The organism is Streptomyces sp. NPDC048436 (assembly GCF_043200355.1).
Lineage (GTDB): Bacteria > Actinomycetota > Actinomycetes > Streptomycetales > Streptomycetaceae > Streptomyces.
In genome coordinates this window covers 126,564-147,698 of sequence record NZ_JBICXP010000013.1, presented here as the reverse complement: position 1 = coordinate 147,698, position 21,135 = coordinate 126,564, and the positions used below count along the sequence as shown (strand labels likewise).

At 67.8% G+C, this 21,135-nt stretch carries 19 protein-coding genes; 13 read left to right on the top strand and 6 right to left on the bottom strand.

Annotated elements, in window-relative coordinates:
- Positions 1–5: 5 nt before the first annotated feature.
- Both ACGFX9_RS33110 and ACGFX9_RS33105 read left to right on the top strand, forming a co-directional pair.
- Positions 6–269: a phosphopantetheine-binding protein gene (locus ACGFX9_RS33110; RefSeq protein ID WP_393481686.1), complete on the top strand. Its 264-nt coding sequence runs from the start codon at positions 6–8 to the stop codon at positions 267–269.
- Positions 266–1,483 (top strand): beta-ketoacyl-[acyl-carrier-protein] synthase family protein, encoded by a 1,218-nt coding sequence (locus ACGFX9_RS33105; RefSeq protein WP_393481683.1) that lies wholly within the window; start codon positions 266–268, stop codon positions 1,481–1,483. Before ACGFX9_RS33110 ends, ACGFX9_RS33105 begins: the two co-directional genes overlap by 4 nt.
- On the opposite strand, the gene ACGFX9_RS33100 is transcribed toward ACGFX9_RS33105, so the two are convergent.
- Complete coding sequence (locus tag ACGFX9_RS33100; RefSeq protein WP_393481680.1) at positions 1,433–2,302, bottom strand: transglutaminase family protein; 870 nt, start codon at positions 2,300–2,302, stop codon at positions 1,433–1,435. The genes ACGFX9_RS33105 and ACGFX9_RS33100 overlap by 51 nt on opposite strands.
- Positions 2,303–2,535: 233 nt before the next feature.
- Here ACGFX9_RS33100 and ACGFX9_RS33095 point away from each other — a divergent pair, with 233 nt between their 5' ends.
- On the top strand, positions 2,536–4,683 hold the full coding sequence (locus ACGFX9_RS33095; RefSeq protein ID WP_393481676.1) for an MMPL family transporter: 2,148 nt from the start codon (positions 2,536–2,538) through the stop codon (positions 4,681–4,683).
- A 162-nt stretch (positions 4,684–4,845) separates the two neighbouring features.
- On the opposite strand, the gene ACGFX9_RS33090 is transcribed toward ACGFX9_RS33095, so the two are convergent.
- Both ACGFX9_RS33090 and ACGFX9_RS33085 read right to left on the bottom strand, forming a co-directional pair.
- Positions 4,846–5,490, bottom strand: a complete 645-nt coding sequence (locus ACGFX9_RS33090) for a response regulator (protein WP_393481673.1) — start codon at positions 5,488–5,490, stop codon at positions 4,846–4,848.
- Entirely contained in the window at positions 5,481–7,223 is a 1,743-nt protein-coding gene (locus tag ACGFX9_RS33085; protein WP_393481670.1) for a sensor histidine kinase, read from the bottom strand. Before ACGFX9_RS33085 ends, ACGFX9_RS33090 begins: the two co-directional genes overlap by 10 nt.
- Before the next feature lie 344 nt (positions 7,224–7,567).
- Between ACGFX9_RS33085 and ACGFX9_RS33080 the strand changes: the two genes are divergently transcribed.
- Positions 7,568–9,772: an MMPL family transporter gene (locus tag ACGFX9_RS33080; RefSeq protein ID WP_393481667.1), complete on the top strand. Its 2,205-nt coding sequence runs from the start codon at positions 7,568–7,570 to the stop codon at positions 9,770–9,772.
- A 67-nt stretch (positions 9,773–9,839) separates the two neighbouring features.
- Here ACGFX9_RS33080 and ACGFX9_RS33075 read toward each other — a convergent pair whose 3' ends face one another.
- Positions 9,840–10,727: an alpha/beta fold hydrolase gene (locus tag ACGFX9_RS33075; protein WP_393481664.1), complete on the bottom strand. Its 888-nt coding sequence runs from the start codon at positions 10,725–10,727 to the stop codon at positions 9,840–9,842.
- 213 nt (positions 10,728–10,940) lie between these two features.
- Here ACGFX9_RS33075 and ACGFX9_RS33070 point away from each other — a divergent pair, with 213 nt between their 5' ends.
- Positions 10,941–11,159, top strand: coding sequence for a DUF397 domain-containing protein (locus tag ACGFX9_RS33070; RefSeq protein ID WP_393481662.1), 219 nt, complete (start codon positions 10,941–10,943; stop codon positions 11,157–11,159).
- A 203-nt stretch (positions 11,160–11,362) separates the two neighbouring features.
- Here the strand turns inward: ACGFX9_RS33070 and ACGFX9_RS33065 are convergent, their stop codons facing one another.
- Entirely contained in the window at positions 11,363–11,659 is a 297-nt protein-coding gene (locus ACGFX9_RS33065) for a hypothetical protein (protein WP_393481660.1), read from the bottom strand.
- A 44-nt stretch (positions 11,660–11,703) separates the two neighbouring features.
- Here ACGFX9_RS33065 and ACGFX9_RS33060 point away from each other — a divergent pair, with 44 nt between their 5' ends.
- Together ACGFX9_RS33060 and ACGFX9_RS33055 are read left to right on the top strand one after the other, a co-directional pair.
- Positions 11,704–12,906 carry a cupin domain-containing protein gene (locus ACGFX9_RS33060; RefSeq protein ID WP_393481656.1) on the top strand — a complete coding sequence of 401 codons (1,203 nt, stop codon included), beginning with the start codon at positions 11,704–11,706 and terminating at the stop codon, positions 12,904–12,906.
- Between the two features lie 13 nt (positions 12,907–12,919).
- Complete coding sequence (locus ACGFX9_RS33055) at positions 12,920–13,816, top strand: sucrase ferredoxin (RefSeq protein ID WP_393481653.1); 897 nt, start codon at positions 12,920–12,922, stop codon at positions 13,814–13,816.
- Between the two features lie 53 nt (positions 13,817–13,869).
- Here ACGFX9_RS33055 and ACGFX9_RS33050 read toward each other — a convergent pair whose 3' ends face one another.
- Positions 13,870–14,244, bottom strand: coding sequence for a VOC family protein (locus ACGFX9_RS33050; protein WP_393481650.1), 375 nt, complete (start codon positions 14,242–14,244; stop codon positions 13,870–13,872).
- Between the two features lie 274 nt (positions 14,245–14,518).
- Between ACGFX9_RS33050 and ACGFX9_RS33045 the strand changes: the two genes are divergently transcribed.
- The 6 genes from ACGFX9_RS33045 to ACGFX9_RS33020 all read left to right on the top strand — a co-directional run bounded on the left by ACGFX9_RS33045 (position 14,519) and on the right by ACGFX9_RS33020 (position 21,097).
- Positions 14,519–16,204, top strand: a complete 1,686-nt coding sequence (locus ACGFX9_RS33045) for a ribonuclease J (RefSeq protein ID WP_393481647.1) — start codon at positions 14,519–14,521, stop codon at positions 16,202–16,204.
- A gap of 46 nt (positions 16,205–16,250) precedes the next feature.
- Positions 16,251–16,961, top strand: coding sequence for a spermidine synthase (locus ACGFX9_RS33040; protein WP_393481645.1), 711 nt, complete (start codon positions 16,251–16,253; stop codon positions 16,959–16,961).
- A gap of 878 nt (positions 16,962–17,839) precedes the next feature.
- Complete coding sequence (locus tag ACGFX9_RS33035) at positions 17,840–18,175, top strand: MerR family transcriptional regulator (protein ID WP_393481642.1); 336 nt, start codon at positions 17,840–17,842, stop codon at positions 18,173–18,175.
- 246 nt (positions 18,176–18,421) lie between these two features.
- On the top strand, positions 18,422–18,625 hold the full coding sequence (locus ACGFX9_RS33030; RefSeq protein ID WP_215067737.1) for a cold-shock protein: 204 nt from the start codon (positions 18,422–18,424) through the stop codon (positions 18,623–18,625).
- 572 nt (positions 18,626–19,197) lie between these two features.
- Positions 19,198–19,401, top strand: coding sequence for a cold-shock protein (locus ACGFX9_RS33025; RefSeq protein ID WP_393481639.1), 204 nt, complete (start codon positions 19,198–19,200; stop codon positions 19,399–19,401).
- Positions 19,402–19,645: 244 nt separating this feature from the next.
- Positions 19,646–21,097, top strand: coding sequence for a DEAD/DEAH box helicase (locus ACGFX9_RS33020; protein WP_393481636.1), 1,452 nt, complete (start codon positions 19,646–19,648; stop codon positions 21,095–21,097).
- The last annotated feature ends 38 nt before the right edge of the window (positions 21,098–21,135 follow it).

Here is a 21,135-nt window from a genome sequence, read left to right as displayed (position 1 = left end):
TGACCTTGCTGATCACCACACTCGTCGAGGACCTCGGGCAAGATCCCGAGGCGGTCAGGCCCGACACCCGGCTGGGCGAGTTGGAAGTTGATTCCCTCGCCTTGCTCGAGTTGCTGACAATCCTGGAGGACGAGCATCACCTGCAGATGCCTGACGACGTGGGGGCGTTCAGCAACGACCCGACCCTCGCCGAGGTTGCTGACTACCTTCAGTCGGTGCAGGGTTCCGCGGCGCCATTGGCCGACGCGGTCAAAGACGGTGCCGTATGAGCGACTGCGTCGCGGTGACGGGCCTCGGCATGGTCACAGCGGCCGGAAACGACGCCGCCTCCACCTGGGAGCGTGTCAACACCGGTGTGGGGACAGCCAGGCTCGACCCTCAGCTGGAGGGCCTGCCGGTCGCCTTCTCCTGTCGGGCGGAGGCGTTCGAGCCCGCGCATATCCTCGGCCGCACCCTGACCTGGCGGATGGACCGCTTCATTCAGTTGGCCTTGGTTGCCGCCAGGCAGGCATCTGCAGATGCCCGCCTGGAACACGATTCTGTCGACCCCCTCCGCGTCGGCGTAGTGATCGGAGCCAGCGGCAGCAGCGGGGCCAGTGGAGCCGCATGGAAGAAGCTCATCGCCGGCCGCCCCCAGGGAATCTCCCCGACGACGATCCCCGGTAGCTCGGCCAACATGGCTGCCGGGGAGGTCAGCCTCGACATCGGCGCTCAAGGGCCCGGCCTTTCGGTGAACACCGCTTGTGCCTCGGGCTCCACCGCGGTGAGCATCGCCCGCGACCTGCTGCGCTCCGGTACATGCGATGTGGTGCTGGCCGGTGGCAGCGACACGGCTTGCTCCACGTTCATGGCGGCCAGCTTCGACAAACTGCGCGCACTTTCCCGCCGTAACCATTCCCCGGAAGCCGCAAGCCGCCCCTTCGACGCCGAACGCGACGGTTTCGTGCTCGGAGAAGGAGCGGCGGTCCTGGTCCTGGAAAGGAGCGAGCACGCCCACGCCCGCCGCGCGCCTGTCCACGCCTACCTGGCCGGAGCAGCCCTCGGTTGCGATGCCTACCACTCCACCGCTCCCACGCCCGACGGCAGCGGTGCCGCACGCAGTATCCGCGCCGCCCTCGCGTCAGCCGGCATGGAGCCGAGCGACATCGACCATGTCAACGCCCATGGCAGTTCCACCACTCTCAACGACCTCAGCGAAGCCCGAGCCCTGCGCACTGTCTTTCCCACCCCGCCACCGGTGACGGCGAACAAAGGCGTGCTGGGTCATTCCCTTGCCGCAGCCGGTGCCATCGAAGCGGCTCTGACCGTCATGACGCTGACGCACCAGCAGATCCCGCCGACGGCGAACCTGGGCCGCCTCGGGGACGGCATCGAACTCGACGTCGTCACCAAGGCCCCCCGTGCGCTGCACATGCGGAGCGCACTCAGCACATCATTCGGATTCGGCGGGCAAAACGCAGTATTGATCTTCACGAGCCCCTGATCCGGACGCTGCATTCGTCGTCTGCCCGTCCGCTGTATCCGGGGCCAACGGTGCCTTGTGGCCCCGGTGTCGCACAGGCCAGTAAGGCGCGGCCATATATAGCACGTAGCTCATTGGGTAGTTGGTGCGCAGCCAATTCGTGAACCCCGATTTGAGTGAGTGCAGAGTGTCGTGGCCCGACCCATGGTGGCGCAGATAATGAATGTAGTGGTTCGACATCTGCAGACCGAGGCGTACGAGTGGCCGGTTGCGTTTCGTCATCAGTGGGTCGATGTCCGCGATCGGACCGGTATCGGCGAGCACGTGCCGGCGGTCGATATTGAGTGGGGCGTCACCGGTCGCATTCCATCGGACGAGACCGGACGGAGGGTTGAGGTGCTGGATGCCGAGCGAGAGTGCGTAGTCATTTGAGGGGTCACACTGCAGCCAGCGGCCGTGAAGGTGCACCGCAACGTAAATATGTGTGCTTGTCGGTGCGATGTGTCTGGCAAGACGCTTGGGCGTGACAGGCCCGAGGTACGCGTCACCTCGCACTCGCATGATCCGGTATCCGGCGGGAACATCGCACGCGCGGAGCAGGGACACCATGAGGTTGGCATTGTTGGTGCACGTTCCGGCGCGTCGTGCCAGCGTTTCAGAGGCGAGCCAGTTCCACTTTCCGACCTGGTATTCGATGTTCTCACTGACGAAGTCGTAGATACCAGCGGCCAGTTCGCAGTGACCGTCGCCGCCATACGTACGCCGCAGGCTCTGCGCCGTGTGGCGGATGGCCGGGTGCCCATAGTCGCAGTACCGGGTCGTCCTGAGGAAATCTTCCATTGGTGCGTGCCTGTGGGCAGGGGAGCGAAGCGGTCCCTGGCGGGGTTCTGGTGTCATTCAGCGAGGATAGGAAGACGAGCCGCCGGTCAGTCTTTCACCGGACCGGACGGCTTCGAATTCACCCACTGAGCGCTATTTCTGCCGGCGGACAGCCGACGCGCAGGGCGATCAGTCGCTCGACTGCGTTTCCTGGTTGTCCTGGTCGCCTGCTGGATACCGAGAGAGGAGAGGGCATGTTCACCCAATCCCGCCGCCGGGCTTTGACGGTGCTGCTGTGTGCTGTGGTTCTGTTCCTCCTGGCCGGATGGCAAGTCGCGCCTGCCCTTGGCTCATTGGGTGCCGGCGGCACACTCGCCACCGGAACCGAAGCGGAGGAGGCTGAAAGGCGCGCCGCCGAACTGGGTCTGCCCACTCCGGATCTGATCATCGCGCTCACGGCTCCCGCAGGTACCGCCGCATCCCGGCTGCGAGATGGTGAACGTAATGTCGCCGCTGTACTCGCGGACGACGCCGCAGTGAGCGTTGTCGCTTCACCCAGTACGAGCGGTGAGAGATGGCTGCGCTCCCGTGACTCGCGCACGCTCCTTGTCACGGCTGACCTGAGGGGCGATGAAAAGCAACGCGTCGAAACAGCGCAGCGGCTCGTACCCGCTGCCCGAAGCGCGGCATCCCCACTGGGCTTCCGGGCCGGCGGGGCGGCGTGGGTCACCGCGCAGATCGCCCAGCAGTGTGAGAAGGACCTGCTACGAGCTGAACTGCTGGCGGCGCCCGCCGTACTCCTGGTGCTGCTCATCGCCTACGGATCACTCGTGTGCGCGCTGCTGCCGCTGCTCGTCGCCGGGTTCACCGTTACCTGCACCATTCCGGTCCTGGGAGTCCTGGCGCGAGCGACCAACGTCTCTGTGTTCGCCGTCAACGCCGCGGCGGCGATCGGGTTCGGCCTGGCTGTGGACTACACCCTGTTTCTGATCTCGCGCTACCAGGAGGAAGAAGCCAGGGGCGTCACCAAGTGCCAGGCCCTGCACACCACGTGGCGTACCTGCGGACGCTCTGTCGCCTTCTCCGCGGGCGCGGTCGTCTCTTGCCTGGCCATCACCCTTCTCGTTCCCTCTTCCCTGCTGCGCTCACTGGCGCTGGCAGGCATCACCGTCACCGTCCTGTCGGCGGCGGCCTCTCTGCTGCTGTTGCCCAGCCTGCTGACGCTGCTGGGCACACACCTGAATCGCGCCGACCCGCTGCGCCGCCTGCGCCGGACCACATTGGGCGAGCCGAGCCGGTTCTGGCAGAAGACAACCCGACGTGTCATCCGCAGGCCGGTCCTCACCGCCGTGGCCGCCACCGCACTGCTGGGGATGCTCGCCCTGCCCTTCACCCGGGTACAGCTCGGTGTCGAGGACCACCGTGCTCTGCCGCTCACCGCGTCGACCACCACCGCCCAACTGGACGGTGACTTCGCCCACCCGCCGAGTCATCTCCTGCCCGTCATCACGGACCTGTCCGCCACACGAGGAAACCGGCACGTGGCACTGGACCGCTACATCAAGGAAATCGCCTCGCTTCCCGAGGTCGCCGCCGTACGGGTTCTGCCCGGGCCCCCTGCAGGGCAGAACCCGTCCTCCCGCCTGCTCATCGTCGCTGGTGAGCACGCCCCCACTACACCCGAGGCAGCTCAGCTCGTGCGGGCCTTGCGCCAGGTGCCCGGCACCCTGCTGGTCGGAGGCCGAGCTGCTCAGATCACCGACACAACAGCCGCCGTCACCCACGCACTGCCACGCGTTGCCTGGCTCCTGGCCGCCGCCTTCGTCCTACTGCTGGCTCTGCTCACCCGGAGCCTGGTCGCTCCGATCAAAGCGATCCTGGTCGCCGCCGTCAGCCTCGGGGCCAGCCTCGGCATCCTCGTCCTGGTGTTCCAGGACGGCCATGGGCGCGCACTGCTGGGCAACTTCAGCGCAACCGGCGACCTGGACGTCTCCTTGCTGTTGTTCACCATGGCCATCGCCCTGTCCCTCTCGGTCGACTACGAGGTTTTCCTACTGGGCCGCATCAAGGAGGAGTTCGACCACACCGGCGACAACTCCGAGGCGCTCGTTCTCGGCATCGCGCGCACAGGTCGTCTGGTGACCTCAGCCTCCGGTGCGGTCGCCATGTCGACCGCAGCGCTGGCCACCTCACAGGTCAGCTCCCTCAAGCTGATCGGTGTCGGAATCGCCGTGGCGGCGCTCACCGACGCGGTGGTCGTCCGCGGTGTACTGGTACCGGCCGTCATGGCGGCCCTGGGGCCGGCCAACTGGTGGCGCCCCGGTCGCTCGATCCGTTTCCGCGACGCACCTCACCGAGGTGAGAGCCCAATCGTTGAGACGGCCTCCCAGGACCCGCCATAATCGTGCCGTTGGCCCACGCCAACCACCGCCCTGGTGACAGAGCGGGAGTGCGTTGCTCTCGTACGAGCGGAATCGGCCCAGCGAGGCCACGGTCGGTCCGGGCGCCGCGCCGACATTGTTCTTGTCGGAGCCTTACAAGATCACAACAGTTCCGCCTCGTCTTCAGGCACGCAGGAACAGCAACACGGCCAGCACACGCCGGGATTCACTGCCGGTGGCCGGCAGGCCGAGCTTGCCGAAGACGCTCGACACGTACTTCTCCACGGCCCGCAGCGTGATCACCATGTGGTCCGCGATGCCCTGGTTGGAGTTGCCCGCGGCCATGAACTCGAGCACTTCGCGTTCCCGCGGCGTCAGTTGGCCGAGTGGGTCGTCGCTGCGTCGGCGGGACAGGAGCGTGGAAACGATGGTCGGGTCGACGGCGGAGCCACCGGTGGCCACCCTGCGTACGGCGTCGAGGAAGTCGGGTACGTCGCTGATGCGGTCCTTGAGCAGGTAGCCGACCCCTTCCGCGGAGTCGGCCAGCAGTTTCATGGCGAGGCCGATCTCGATGTACTGCGACAGGACGAGGACACCGACGCCGGGATGCCCGGCCCGGATCTCCAGGGCGGCCCGCAGGCCTTCGTCGCTGTGCGTGGGCGGCAGCCGGATGTCGACGATGACCACGTCGGGCAGCCGGCTGCGCAGCAAATCGCGTAACTCGTCGGCGTCGCCGCAGCGGCCAAGTACCTCGAAGCCGGCGTCCGTGAGCAGCCGGGCCAGGCCTTCCCGGAGCAGGACGCTGTCTTCCGCGATGGCTACACGCATGGGAGTTCCGCCCTCACTCGGGTGCCGCCGCCGCGCGGGGTCCACACCAGGAGGCGGCCGTCGAGGGCCTCGACACGGTCCGCGAGACCGCGCAGCCCGCTGCCGCCTTCGGTGTCCGCGCCGCCGAGGCCGTTGTCGACCACCTCGATGACCATCCGTCCGTCGTCGCGGGTGATGCTCACCGTCGCCGCGGTCGCCTGAGCGTGCTTGCCGATGTTGGCCAGGCTCTCGCAGACGACGTAGTACGCGGCGACTTCGACGGCCTCGGTCACCCTGGCGTCCAGGCCGACGGTCAGGTGTACGGGCACCGGAGCCCGCGCCGCGAGGGATTCGAGGGCGACGGCGAGGCCGTGCGCGCTGAGTACGGCGGGATGCAGGCCGCGTGCGACGTCGCGCAGCTCTCCGAGCGAGGCCGCGATCTCCTTCTTGGCCTGGGCCAGCAGGGTGCGCGCCGCCGCGTCCCCGTCGAGCCGCGCCTGCAGCATGCCGAGGTCGAGGGAGAGCGCGATGAGCCGCTGCTGGGCTCCGTCATGGAGGTCACGCTCCAGCCGCTGACGTTCCTTCTGCCCGGCCTCGATGACCCGTGCGCGCGAGCCGCGCAACTCGTCGACGTTGGCCCGCAGTTCCGCCTGGAGCCGCCCGTTCTTCAGCGCGATGGCCGCCGCGGCGCTTACCGCGTCGAGCAGTTCGCGCTCATCGTTCAGGGCAGGGTCGTGCACGAGGGCCGCCACGGGCTCCCCGGCTTCGTCCGCGCCTCCGGCATCTCCGGGTTCTCCGGCGCTCTCGATCAGCGTGACCACCCGACCGCCGTCGGTGGGCAGTTCGACGGGCTTGCCCTCCTGGTCGGCCCAACTCCCGAACTGCGGCAGCCAGTACACCAAGGAGAGCGACGGATCACGTAACGCCCGGGCCAGCGGGGCGCGCAGATCCGTCGGCTCGGCCCGTAGTTCGACCACGAGATCACCGACGGCGCTCCTGGCAAGCCGGGCACTGAGCAGGCCGGCGAGGAAGGCGGCAGGGGCGAGGCTGATCACGGCGATGCTCACCTGCTGCACCGCTGGAAACGCGGGCCCGCCGAACACCCCGACCAGCAGCAGGGCTCCGATCATCGCAAGGCCCAGCGCGAACAAGTCGACCAGCAGCGAGAGGGAGCGGCGCAGCGGCCGCCCTCCGGTCCTTCGCTGTACGGTGAGCAGCGCCACGCCGGTGAGGGACACCCCGGCGATGACGACCAGCTCGAGGGTGTGGAGCACCGAGGCCGCGCCCGCCTCGTGCACGATCCTCAGCCCCGGGCCCAGGCCACCGAGCATCATCACCGCCAACTGGGCGCCGAAGGCGACGGCGTAGCCGGTGGCGACGAGCAGACGCTCAGGGCGTCCCCTCAACCGACCGGTCGGGTACGCAAGGAACACGTGCAGGACCAGCACCGGCGGCACCAGGTCGAAGGTCACGCCCACGGTGCGCAGAGCGGCGTCGTCCGCCCACGCGAGGGCCGACACGAACGTACTGAAGCCCGTGATGGTCATCAGGGGGCCGATGCGGTTCGCCGGTCTGCGCCGCCACGCGACGAGGCCGGCGAGGGTGTACGACAGCGCAAGCCAGAGGAGCAGCGCGGCGTGCACCAGGTCCGAGCCGTTCTCCGCGGCCAGGGCGATCAGGCCGACGAAGGCCGCGACGGCGGCAGTGGCGGCGGTGGCCGTCACGGCGGCGACAGCCACTCGCGCGGGTGCCACGGTTGCCCCCTCTTCCCCCTCGGGAGGCGTCTGCCTTCCCGGGTCGGGAGGCGTCAGCTTTTCCCGTCGGGAGGCGTCTGCTGCACGCTACTCCGACGATCTTGCCGCGACCAGAAGCCGCCGTCGCCGGTAACAGGAGCCGCCCTCACCGGTACCAGAAACCCGCCCCCCGAAGCCGCCTGTGGCCCGCCTTACCACGCCCTCCGGGGGCTGCCAGCTTGATGGGCAGCGGGCAATCCACGTACCGACGAGGAGCCGAAATGAAGACCCGAGTGATCCAGGACGACCCCAAGGAACCCCTCCGGCCTCACTCAGAACCCTCAGGACGCTCAGAAAGGTTCACCATGTCCCGACTGCTCTACCGGATCGGGCACTTCTCCGGCCGCCACCCGTGGCGCGTACTCCTCACCTGGATCGCGATCGTGGCCGCCGCCTTCCTGCTCAATCAGTCCATCGGCGGCACGAACGACGAGTCCTTCCGGCTGCCGGGCGTGGAGTCGCAGAAGGCCGTCGACGCACTCAAGGACAGGTTCCCGCAGAAGACCGTACTGACCTCGAACATCGTCTACCACTCCGACGACGGCCTGACCGGCCCCGCCGCCAAGGCGGCCGTGGCCAGGGCCCGGACCGGTCTCTCCGCGATACCGCACGTGATCGCGGTGTCCGACCCCTACGACGCACGAGGCCCGACGGTGAGTTCGGATGGCAGGACCGCGTTCACGACCGTCGCCTTCGACACCGCGGAGAAGGTCGACGCGGCCCAGTTCGACGCCGCGCGGAAAGCCAATGAGCCCGCTCGTGCCGCTGGACTGCAGGTCGAGTACGCCGGTGGGCTCGGCGCCGCGAAGGACGACGGAGGCGGCGGCAGCGAGATGCTCGGAATCGCTCTCGCCGTACTGATCCTCGCGATCGCCTTCGGTTCCCTGGTCGCGATGAGCCTGCCCGTGGTGGTGGCGCTGGTGGCCATCGTCATCGGTATGAGCGGCATAGGCATCCTGTCCGGCATCGTCGACGTCCCGAAGATCGCCACGGTCGTCGCCATGATGCTGGGGCTCGGAGTCGGCGTCGACTACGCGCTGTTCGTCCTCACCCGGCACCGCCAGAACCTGTCCGGCGGCATGCCCGTACCCGAGGCGGCGGGCCGCGCCAACGCCACGGCGGGCCTGTCGGTGCTGTTCGCCGGGGTCACCGTCATCGTGGCGATCGCCGGGCTGCAGGTGGCGGGCATCCCCATGCTGACCGTGATGGGCTGGACCGCGGCGATGATGGTCGCGGTGACGATGCTCGCCGCGCTCACCCTGCTGCCCGCGATGCTCGGACTCGTCGGCACCCGGGTCAACAGCCTGCGCATTCCCTTCGTGAAGCAGCGGCCCGCCTACAATCCGCGGTCCAAGTCGAGCCGTTGGACCGCCTTAGTGGTGCGCAAGCCCCTTCGTTACGGCATCGCGGCCGCCGTCCTGCTCGGTGCGCTGGCCATCCCGGCGTTCTCCATGAGGCTCGGCATCCCCGACGCGGGCAACGCCCCCGCGGACACCACGACGCGAACGTCGTACGACCTGCTCGCCAAGGGCTTCGGCCCCGGCTTCAACGGCCAGCTCCAAGTGGTGGTCGAACTCAACGGCGCCGACCGGTCAGCGCTCGACGGTGTGAGCACGGCGGTGAGCGCCGATCCCGGAGTCGCCTCCGTGGGCGCCGTCGCGTTCAACCCGAAAGGCGACCTGGCGACGTTCGGCGTTACCCCGACCACCTCCCCGCAGAACGTCAAAACGGACCGGCTGGTCGACCGCCTCCGCGACGACGTACTGCCCGCCGCGCTGAGCGGCACCGCGGCGGAGCCGATACTCACCGGCGACACCGCGCTCGTGAAGGATCTCTCCGCGCAACTCCAGGGGCGCATGCTGTGGTTCCTGGGTGCCGTCATCGGCCTGTCGTTCATCGTCCTGATGATCGTGTTCCGGTCGGTCCTGGTGCCGTTGAAGGCCGCGGCCCTCAACCTGCTGAGTATCGGAGCCTCGTACGGAGTGGTCGTCGCCGTCTTCCAGTGGGGCTGGGGGGCGAGCCTGATCGGTGTCCACGAAACAATGCCGATCTTCGCGCTGGCGCCGATGCTCATGTTCGCGGTTCTCTTCGGACTGTCCATGGACTACGAGGTGTTCCTGCTCAGCCGCGTACGCGAGCAGTACGCGCGCCACGGTGACCCGCGGGCCGCGATCATCGAGGGTGTCGGCTCCACCGCCCGGGTCATCACGAGCGCGGCATTGATCATGATCGGTGTGTTCGGCGCGTTCGTGCTGGCTCCGGAGGCCGACACCAAGGTGTTCGGCATCGGGCTTTCCGTGGCCGTCCTCCTCGATGTCACGTTGGTGCGCATGGTGCTCGTCCCGTCCGCGATGAGTCTGCTCGGGCGGCACGCCTGGTGGCTGCCCCGCCGACTGGACCGGATCCTTCCGGACATCCATCCGGACGTCGACGACGCGGACGCGCTCGTGCCCGTTCCCGCGCCGAGCGAGGGGAAGCCTCCGGGCGAACGCCCGGCGGAACTGGTCTGATCGATAGCGCGTCATGGCCGCAAGGCCCGCCGACAGCCAGCCCCTGCCCTGTGTAACTCTCCACAGGTCAGGGGCTGTTCGTCCCCTCGCTGTTCTGCCAGAACTCACGCAGGGCGATGGCGAGCGCTTCGGGTGCCTCTTCGACGATGTGGTGTCCGGAGTCGATGGGGCCACCGTCCAGTCGGTCGCCCGCCCAGTCATGCCAGATGCTCAGTACGTCGCCGTAGAGATCGGTCATGTCGTCGCGGGTGGCCCACAGCACCTGCAGAGGGCAGTCGATGCGCCGGCCGGCTCGACGGTCGGTGTCGTCGTGTTCCCGGTCGATGCCGAGGCCGGCCCGGTAGTCCTCGCACATGGCGTGCACGGTGGCCGGGTCGTGGATCGCGCGCCGGTAGTCCTCGTAGGCTTTGGCGCCCATCTGCTCGGGGGTGGCCTTGTACCAGGCGTCGGGGGCGGCGTTGATGATGCGTTCGGCGGGTTTGTCGGTCTGTCCGAGGAAGAACCAGTGCCACCAGCTCGCGGCGAATGTCGCGTCGCAGCGTCGCAAGGCCTCCCCGATGGGGACGGCGTCCAGCACGCTGAGGGCGGACACGGCCTCTGGGTGGTCCAGGGCGAGGCGGGTGGCCACATACGCGCCCCGGTCATGCCCGACGACGGCGAACCGTTCGTGCCCGAGGCGACGCATGAGCGCCAGGCAGTCGCCGGCCATGGCGCGCTTGGAGTACGGACGGTGCCGCTCGTCGGTCGGGGGCTTGTCGGACTCTCCGTAGCCCCGCAGGTCGGGGCAGACCACGGTGTGACCGGACGCGGCCAGCAGCGGGGCTACGCGGTGCCAGGTCGCGTGCGTGCGCGGATGGCCGTGCAAGAGCAGCACTGCCGGACCGTTGCCACCGCGACGCACCCGCAGATGAGCGCCGTCTCCCTCGCACCGCATCAACTCGAAGCCGTCAAACACGTAGCCTCCTACGCCTTGGACATCGCGGCTCATGTGCCCCGGAGTGCTTCGTCCACACGTCAGCACCCAGCAGTGTGGCCCGAGGGACAGCGATGGGGCGGGCTACCTGCGGAGTCTTCGGGTCACCAGGCGCGGACATCGGGCTTGCCGCGGGGCCGAGGTGCACAGGCGACTGTTGTGGCGCACGGTGGAAGATGGCGAAAGGAGACCATCATGCGCAAGCAGGATCTGTACGAGCGGGATCTCTCATCTGCCTCGTGGCGCAAGAGCTCTAGGAGCATGGCAGATGGCGGCTGCGTGGAGGTGGCCGATCTCGGAGGCGGCGCGGTCGCTGTGCGGGACTCCAAGAACCCCGGTCTGGGCGACCTGCGCTTCACCGAGCAAGAGTGGGCGGCCTTCCGCGGCGGAGTACGCGACGGCGAATTCGACTGACATTCCGGCAACAAGAAATCCGCTGTGCCAGGGGGTCGTGATGCGTGTGCATGCGCGTCCGCAGGCCTGACCAGCTTCGATCGCTCACGGGGTCCGCCAGCTTGCTGGCGGCCCCTTCAGGTTGCCGACCGGAATCTCGTGAGCGAGCTTGGTGAAAGCGGATAGGGCTCTGCATGGTGTGCCCGATCCCAGCCGTTCGATTCTCAGGAGGAATGATGGTTAACCCCGGTCAGGATGCGAATCAGCACGAGGGCCCCGCGGACGGCGGCGCGGCCGGCACTCCGGGCGTTCACGATGGCGGCGCGGATGGTGGTGCCGAGGGCCCTGCGGATGGTGGAGCGGCGGGTACTCCGGGCGTTCACGACGGTGGCGCCGATGGTGGTGCCGAAGGCCCTGCGGATGGTGGAGCGGCGGGTACTCCGGGCGTCCATGACGGTGGCGCCGATGGTGGTGCCGAAGGCCCCGCGGATGGTGGAGCGGCGGGTACTCCGGGCGTCCATGACGGTGGCGCGGACGGTGGAGCCGACAAGTCCGACGCCGGCGCTTGAGTACTCTGACCGAGCTTCAGGACGCCGGCGCCACGGGAGGCGTCGGCGTTTTGGAGACGCGGCTGACAGGCCTTAGCCAGGAGGAGTTCGCCCGCGACGTCTGGGCGCGCACCGCGCTGCTCACGCGTCGCGCGGATGATTTCTCCGACCTGTTCTCCGCCGACGCCGTGGACGAACTGATCTCGCGTCGCGGACTGCGTACGCCCTTTCTCCGCGTTGCCAAGAACGGCTCCACGCTTCCCGAGTCGTCATTCACCTCGTCCGGCGGTGTCGGCGCCACCATCTCCGACCAGCTCGACGACACCGCTCTATGGCGGGCCTTCTCCGGCGGCGCCACACTCGTCCTGCAAGCTCTGCAGCGCACCTGGGGGCCGGTCGCGGACTTCGGTGCCCGACTGAGCACAGAGCTGGGGCATCCGGTGCAGGCCAACGCCTACATCACTCCGCCGCAAAACCGCGGGTTCGAGGACCACTATGACGTACACGATGTCTTCGTCCTCCAGATCGACGGCACCAAGCGCTGGCTCGTCCACGAGCCCGTCCATCCCGACCCGCTGCGCGATCAGCCCTGGACCGATCGCCGCTCCGCGGTGGCCGAGGCCGCCAAGGGCAAGGCCTACATCGACACCGTGCTCGAGCCCGGTGATGTCCTCTACCTGCCGCGGGGCTGGCTGCACGCCGCCCAGGCGCAGGGCGAGGTCTCGATCCACCTGACGCTCGGAATCCACAGCTGGACGCGGTACGAACTGGCCGAACAGCTCGCCCGGTCCGCACTCGCGATGCTGCGCGACGATCCCCAGATGCGCAGTAGCCTGCCGCTGGGCGTGGACGGGCCGGACGGCGAGATGGACATCGTCCGTGAACACCTCGTAGCCGCCATCACAAAGGCCGATTCGGCTCCGCTGTTCCACCGCACCCGGCGAGGCCAGGAGCGCCCCGCGCCACTGGGGCCGCTGGCGCAGCTCAAGGCCGTCGACGGCCTCGGGCCCGACTCGCGGGTGCGGCTCCGTCAGGCGCTGGGAGCACGGCTGGAGGGCTCGCGCCTGGATACGCGCGTGGGCTGGCTCGACTTCCCGGCGGCTGATCTGCCGGCGGTGACCCGCATGCTCGACGGCGAGGTCCGCACCGCCGGTGACCTCGGCGTCGGACTCGTCGAGAGACTGCTGCGCGCGGGCGTACTGGTGCCCGCGGAACAGTGACGTGGCGGTCACGGTGACTGCGGCAGAACGCTTCTTCTGCGCTGACGCGGCGCGGACACGCGGCGACTCACTCGCGGGCACAGCACCGTATGGCTCTGTCTGGGTCCTCATCGAGTACCGAGGTGGCTGGCCGCCCAACGGCTTCGACGGCCTCAATCTTGAGCCTCACACCAAAGGACTTGTGTTCTCCGCCGCCCAAGCGGTGCGTGCACGCGTACTTCTGATCAGGCGGCACGGACGCCGCGGCCTCGAAGGGCTCAGGCGCTGGGCCGTGCTGCGCTATGAGAACTCAGGCGCCTACCGCCAGCAATGGGGCACATGGAGCCGTGATCAGGACTTGGTGGAGATCGTCGATGCCCTCGACGCCCCCGGAGAACTGGGCTGCCCGCCCGTCGTCCTCGTCTGCGCCCACGGTCAGCACGACACCTGCTGCGCCGTACGTGGCCGGCCTGTGGGACGTGCCCTCACTGAGCGGTGGCCGGACCTTGTGTGGGAATGCACCCACGTCGGCGGTGACAGGTTCGCGGCCAATGTCTTTGTCGCGCCCGACGGCGTCTACTACGGAGGTCTCGATGCCACGTCGTCGGTGACAGCGGTCGAACAGCACCTGGCCGACCGGATGCGCGCAGAGCATCTGCGCGGATACACGGATCTCTTCCCGCCGCAGCAGGCCGCTGTCGCGGCCGTCCTCAGACACTTCGGCCCGGCCGGCCGGCATGACTACGCGGTCCTCGAGACTTCCCGCGAAGGCAACCGCTGGCGAATCCGCGTCACCGGCCGCCCGCCTCGTCCGACGGTTCTCGACGTCGAGGTGCACTCCCACCGCACACCGCCGTGTCAGCTGACCTGCCGCGGACTGTCAATGAGTTCCGCCGCCGTCTATGAGGTCACCTCCATCCGCGTCGGCTGAGCCTGTTCCCTCACATAGGCGCCGCCCGACAGCGGCAGGCCACTGGTGGTCGGTCAGGCGCCTGGGAGGAAGAGGCAGAACGGGTGGCCGTGCGGGTCGCGAAGGACCCGTACGTCCTTTTGAGGCTGGTGCTCCTCCAGCGTCGCGCCCAGGGCGCAAGCTCGCTCGGTCTCCGCCTCCAGGTCGTCGACCCGCAAGTCCAAGTGCGCTTGCATCTGCTGAGTGCCCGGGCGTTGCGGCCACGTCGGAGGCGTGTGGTCGGTTTCCAGCTGGAAGCTGAGGCCGGGGCGCTCCTGTTCTGGGGCCCGCAAGCGAACCCACTCCGGCCGGCGATCGACCTCCTGCCAGCCCAGCAGGGCCCGGTAGAAGTCGGCCAGCGCGGGTGGATCGGGAGTACCGAGAACAAAGGCACCGAGTGTCGTCGTCATGCCCCCACCCTGCCCCCGACATTCGCCCCTTGCACCTGTCGTCCCCTGGGTCCGTGGCGCAGAGCCGAGTGCCACTCAGCGCACGGGGGAATCCTTGTCCATGGCGGTGTTGTGCGACACCGAGTGGTCGCACAGCCGGTGCCCGGCCGCGACCACCTGGGCGCGCTCCTGCACGCCCCCGGGCCGAGGCGACATCCAGGCCTCTTCGGGCGGATCATCAGGCGGATGGGCGTCGTTCGGACCAGCCGTTTCAAGTCTCCGGTAGCGTCACGGTATGAGCCATCCGCATCCAGAGTTGAAGCCTGCCCCACCGCTGCCCGAAGGGGGGTTGCGAGTTGTGGCCCTCGGCGGCCTGGGCGAGATCGGCCGCAACATGACCGTTTTCGAGCACCGCGGGAAGCTGCTCATCGTTGACTGCGGTGTGCTGTTCCCCGAGGAGAACCAGCCCGGCGTCGACGTGATCCTTCCCGACTTCACCTCGATCCGGGACCGCCTTGACGATGTCGTGGCCGTAGTGCTCACACACGGCCATGAGGATCACATCGGCGGCGTGCCCTACCTGCTGCGTGAGCGGTCCGACATCCCTGTTGTCGGGTCGAAGCTGACGCTTGCCTTTCTCGAGGCCAAGCTCAAGGAGCACGGCATCCGGCCGCGCACGGTACGGGTGCGCGAGGGCGACCGGCGTGGATGGGGGCCCTTCGACTGCGAATTCGTGGCGGTCAACCACTCCATCCCCGACGGCCTTGCCGTCGCCATCCGAACGAGTGCCGGGATGGTGCTCCACACCGGGGACTTCAAGATGGACCAGTTCCCGCTGGACGACCGGATCACCGACCTGCGTGCCTTCGCCCGACTCGGTGAGGAGGGCGTCGACCTGTTCCTCACCGACTCCACCAACGCTGAGGTGCCGGGCTTCACCACCTCCGAGCGTGAACTCAATCCCGCGATCGAGCAGGTCCTGCGCACTGCGCCGCGGCGGGTGATCGTCTCCAGCTTCGCCAGCCATGTGCACCGTATCCAGCAGGTGCTCGACGCAGCCCACCAGTACGGCCGAAAGGTCGCCTTCGTGGGCCGCTCGATGGTCCGCAACATGGGCATCGCCCGCGACCTGGGCTATCTGAAGGTTCCCAAGGGCCTGGTCGTCAGCATGCAAGAACTGGAGAAGCTGCCCGACAACCGGATCACCCTGGTGTGTACCGGATCCCAGGGCGAACCGATGGCCGCGTTGTCGCGGATGGCCAACCGCGACCACGTGATCCGCATCGGTAAGGGAGACACCGTTCTGCTCGCAAGCTCCCTGATCCCCGGCAATGAGACGGCGATCTACCGAGTGATCAACGGACTGACCAGATGGGGCGCGAACGTCGTCCACAAGGGCAACGCCAAGGTCCACGTCTCTGGCCATGCCAGTGCCGGTGAGCTCATCTACTGCTACAACATCGTCAAGCCCCGCAACGTCATGCCCGTGCACGGCGAGTGGAAGCACCTGAAGGCCAATGCCGATCTGGCCGTCCGTACCGGCGTCGCCCCTGACCGGGTGATCATCGCGGAGGACGGCGTGGTCGTCGACCTCGTCGATGGACGTGCCTCCATCACGGGGAAGGTGCCCGCGGGCTACGTCTATGTGGACGGCATGACCGTCGGCGGCGTCACCGAAGCCTCGCTGAAGGACCGGCTCACGCTGGCCGAGGAGGGTGTGGTCACCGTCGTCGCCATCGTCGACGCCGACACGGGAGCGCTCGCCGAGGCCCCCGACTTCCTGGCCCGCGGCTTCGTCCACGACGAAACCACCTTCGAGTCCGTCATCCCGGTGATCGAGAAGACTCTGGCGACCGCGGCCGAGGAAGGAGTGGGCGACGCCCATCAGTTGGAACAGCTGATCGCCCGTGCCGTTGCGAACTGGGCGTACCGCGCACACCGACGCAGGCCCTTGATCATCCCGGTCATCATCGACGCCTGACCTCGTGCCGTTCCCGCTGCCGAGAGCTGCCCAGAAAGGTGAACGGATGAGCATGCGTTTCGAGGAGATCGACTGGCGGCCGACAGCAATGGGGGACCTCAGCCTGCGGCGACGACGGGACCCGGCGTCGGGCGACGATGTGTACGAGGTGAAACTCGGGGACGAGTTCTTGATGTCCAGCCTCTTCACCGCCGGTGAGATCGCGCTCACCCGGCTCGGTCTGGAACAACTTCCGGACAGCGAACTGGATGTCGCGGTGGGCGGCCTCGGTCTCGGGTACACCGCACGGGCGGTCCTTGAGGACCGGCGGGTGCGCTCGCTGACCGTGATCGAGGCACTCGGCGAAGTGATCGAGTGGCATGAGCGTGGATACGTACCGCTGGGTGCCTCCTTGACGTCGGACCCCCGATGCCGCCTGGTCCAAGGCGACTTCTTCGCGATGGCCGGCGACGGCAGTGGCCTCGACCCTCAGGAGCCGGATCGCCGCTTCCACGCCATCCTCCTGGACATCGACCACTCGCCCCGCCATGTGCTGCACCCCAGCCACTCGGCGCTGTATGAACCAAAAGGGTTGCGCGCACTCGCCCGGCTGCTGCACCCCGGAGGCATCTTCGCGCTGTGGTCGAACGACCCGCCGGAGGCGGCATTCAACGCGGTGCTCGCCGAGGTCTTCACGAGATCGGAGAGCCACGTCGTCGATTTCCCCAACCCGCTGCAAGGAAAGCCCGCCACCAACACCGTGTACGTGGCGGGCTGAACAGGCACCTTCAAGTGCGGCAGGACGAGTACGTGTTCAGGTCCTGTGGGCGCAAGGCCTTCAGGATGCGGCGGCAGTGCACCGGGGGCGCCGCGGGGTGCTGTAGCCGTTCGAATCATCGATCTATGGCTCGGCCGGTCAGCTCTTGGTGAGCCGACTACCTCACTGTCGAACACCCGAAAATCTATGGTGGCTGGAGTAGACATTGGGTGGTGGTGTGGTTATGGTTTCTCTCGTAGCCGAGATCGAGCAGGGCCCGGCAGAGATGAACTGCCGGGCAGCAGTACCCGCAAGTGCAGTTGCAGGACGGTGCGGTGGTGGAGTTTCGAAGCCAGAGCAGTGCAGGACGGCGACGGGACTGACGACCGGACCGGGTGGCCCGCAGTGATCAGGGGCCACCACGAGTAGGACCGCAGGACCAGCAGTGAAGTCAGTGAGCAGCACCTCGGTAAAGGCGTCGGCTGCGGGCGCGCGTGCCGGGAGGTTCGGCAGTGGGGTTCTAAGCCAGGGCAGATGCAGGAGAGGCGACGGGGCTGGCTGCCGAAGAGTGGCGCTGTGGCAGGTCACCAGTAGTACGCAACACCAGCAGTTCAGTAAGTGATTGGTTCAGAGGGAAAGAACGGAGGAGCCAGGCGCCATCAGGATCGCCCGGGCGGAAGTCTTGGGCCCGGGTACCGCAGGACATCGATAGTGAGGTGGTCTCCGGTCAAGCAACCGCGATCCCCGCAACCCCGGCAGCAGTTCGGTCGGGTCAGCGGAAACAGAAGGCCGACGCAGGAATAGGGTCGGCAGATGGTGTAGCAGTTCCTTCGGGGCCCGGGTGCGGATACAGCACCCGGGCCCCTCCACGCGTGCCAAGCGTTCCATAGAGAGGTGCAATGACAGCAGACGACTCGTTCGGCCGTCTCGATGACGACGACTACCCCGCCTACACCATGGGCCGAGCCGCCGAAATACTCGGCACCACCCAGGGCTTCCTCCGTGCCATCGGCGAAGCCCGCCTCATCACCCCACTGCGCTCAGCCGGCGGCCACCGCCGCTACTCCCGCTACCAACTGCGCATCGCCGCCCGCGCCCGCGAACTCGTCGACCAGGGCACCCCCATCGAAGCCGCCTGCCGCATCGTCATCCTCGAAGACCAACTCCAAGAAGCACAGCGCCTCAACGCCCAACACCGCCGCGCCGCCGATGCGTCCAGCTCGCCCGCGGCCTGAGGAAGTGCCGCCCGCCGGTACCGGCGGGCCCCGGCGCAGCTGACGGGATGTGACGCGTGGGCCGTTTCCTCTGGTGACAGAGTGTGTGGACGTGTAGCGTCTGCGTCAGCTGTCATGGTTCGGAAGTTCCCCTTCGCCCACGTCCTCGGCGTGGGCGTTTTGCTGTGCTGTGTCGCAGGAACCAGGGCGATCACCTCCGCCTTCCGCGCGTTGTGGGAGGCGTACATCGACTGGAAGGCATGAGACATGGCTACGGGAACTGTGAAGTGGTTCAACGCGGAGAAGGGCTTCGGCTTCATCGCCCAGGACGGCGGCGGCCCCGACGTGTTCGCCCACTACTCCGCGATCAACTCCTCGGGCTTCCGTGAGCTCCAGGAAGGCCAAGCCGTGACGTTCGACGTCACCCAGGGCCAGAAGGGCCCCCAGGCCGAGAACATCAACTCCGCCTGACCTCGCAGCTCTGCTTGAGGGAGCGCGTCCACCGCGTCCGGTAGCTGCTGTCGCCCGTGCGGGCCGTGCTGCCAGCCGGACAAAAGGGTCTCGCTCTCGTGCCGGGCGGCGGTAAGAGCCTGTCATGCACAGATTGGGGGCGCGCAGCCATGGCTGCGCGCCCCCAAGCGCCGTTTACCACCGTGGCACTGCTGGGGGCCGGCCCGGGCCGGCCCGCCTCACCGGAATGACTAATTCCTCCGTTCCGTAAACCGCGACCGCTCTTCCTGGAACGTTGCGCTCGGGGCAAGTCAATATCTATGACCGCGAGATGAGGGTTTAACTCACCATGCGGGCAGTGTTTTTGCCGTAACTGACAGAGCGGAATTATTTGGCGTACGCAGGCAGCTAGCTCATGCTACTGTCGATCTAAGTTGCAGTTATGGTTCCCAAAACTTCACGCGTCTTCGCCGGTTTTCAAGCCCGCTGGAAGCGTCTTCGTATTGCCGGTCATTTCCGGACGGGGCATCATCGCGGCGACCCGGCAACCGTGTATCGCGGATGCCGGCGTACTGCCCCAAAGGAGATATGACGTGGCATCAGGCACCGTGAAGTGGTTCAACGCGGCCAAGGGTTTCGGCTTCATCGAGCAGGACGGTGGGGGTGCTGACGTGTTCGCCCACTTCTCGAACTTCGCCGCCCAGGGGTTCCGTGAGCTGCTCGAGGGCCAGAAGGTCACCTTCGATATCGCGCCGACCCAAAAGGGACCGACGGCCGAGAACATCGTTTTCGCCTGACGCTGACGCGCACTTTGTAGCTGGGGCCCGCATCCCTCGGGGGTGCGGGCCCCAGCTGCGGGGATTTCGACGTCCGGACTTTCATTGCACATGACGTCGTCGATTTCATTTCTTGTGCGCCATGCCGGTCACTGTAAATCCAGATTCTTTTTTCGCATTCCATTCGGCCCGTTCTTGTGATTCCCCGCGCTGCTCTTTCGCTGCGAGAATTCCTTGGTGCGTGCCGTATCAAGGAAGGTTCTCGATGAACCCCGCACGTACGAACGGCCACTCCTCCCGCTTCGGTTCGTCCGCCCCGAGCCGTTCAGTGAATCCGCGCCGCTCGGGCGGCCACGGCCGGCGGCCCGCAGCGGTTCAGGGCGAGTTCGCCCTGCCGAAGACGATTACTCCCGCGCTGCCCGCGGTCGAGGCGTTCGCCGACCTCGACATGCCCAAGCAGTTGCTGGCCGCGCTGACCGTGCAAGGAGTGAGCGTTCCGTTCCCGATCCAGGGCGCGACCCTGCCGAACACCCTCGCGGGCCGCGACGCCCTAGGACGCGGGCGCACCGGCTCCGGCAAGACCCTCGCCTTCGGCCTGGCACTCCTGGCTCGCACCGCCGGACAGCGCGCCGAGCCCCGTCAGCCGCTGGCCCTGATCCTCGTTCCGACGCGTGAGCTGGCCCAGCAGGTGACCGACGCGCTCACCCCCTACGCCCGCTCGGTGAAGTTGCGCCTGGCCACCGTCGTCGGCGGAATGCCGATCGGCAGGCAGGCCAATGCGCTGCGCGGTGGCGTCGAGGTCGTCGTCGCGACGCCGGGCCGCCTCAAGGACCTCATCGACCGCGGCGACTGCCGGCTGAACCAGGTCGGCATCACCGTCCTGGACGAGGCCGACCAGATGGCCGACATGGGCTTCATGCCCCAGGTCACCGCACTCCTGGACCAGGTACGCCCCGAGGGCCAGCGGATGCTGTTCTCGGCCACCTTGGACCGCAACGTCGACCGCCTGGTCCGCCGCTACCTCACCGACCCGGTCGTCCACTCCGTCGACCCGTCCGCAGGCGCGGTCACCACGATGGAGCATCACGTGCTGCACGTCCACGGCGCCGACAAGCAGCGGACGACGACGCAGATCGCGGCGCGCGACGGCCGGGTCATCATGTTCCTGGACACCAAGCACGCCGTCGACCGGCTGACGCAGGACCTGCTGACCAGCGGTGTACGCGCCGCTGCCCTGCACGGCGGCAAGTCGCAGCCCCAGCGCACCCGGACCCTGGCCCAGTTCAAGACCGGGCACGTCACCGTGCTCGTGGCGACGAACGTCGCCGCCCGCGGCATCCATGTCGACAACCTCGACCTTGTCGTCAACGTAGACCCGCCGACCGACCACAAGGACTACTTGCACCGCGGCGGCCGCACCGCGCGCGCCGGGGAGTCCGGCAGCGTCGTCACCCTGGTCACCCCCAATCAGCGTCGCGACATGGCCCGCCTCATGACGGCTGCGGGCATCGTGCCCCAGACCACCCAGGTCCGTTCCGGCGAAGAGGCACTCAGCCAGATCACCGGCGCCCAAGCCCCCTCCGGCATCCCCGTGACGATCACCGCGCCGGTGACCGAGCGGCGTCAGCGCAGCGCGTCCTCACGCGGCCGACGCAGCCCCGCGTCGGCCGCCCGGCGCGCGACCGTACGGCAGTCCTCCTTCGACGCGGCGGCCTAGAGACTCGTGCTCAGGAGGCTTACCCACTCGTGCAGGCG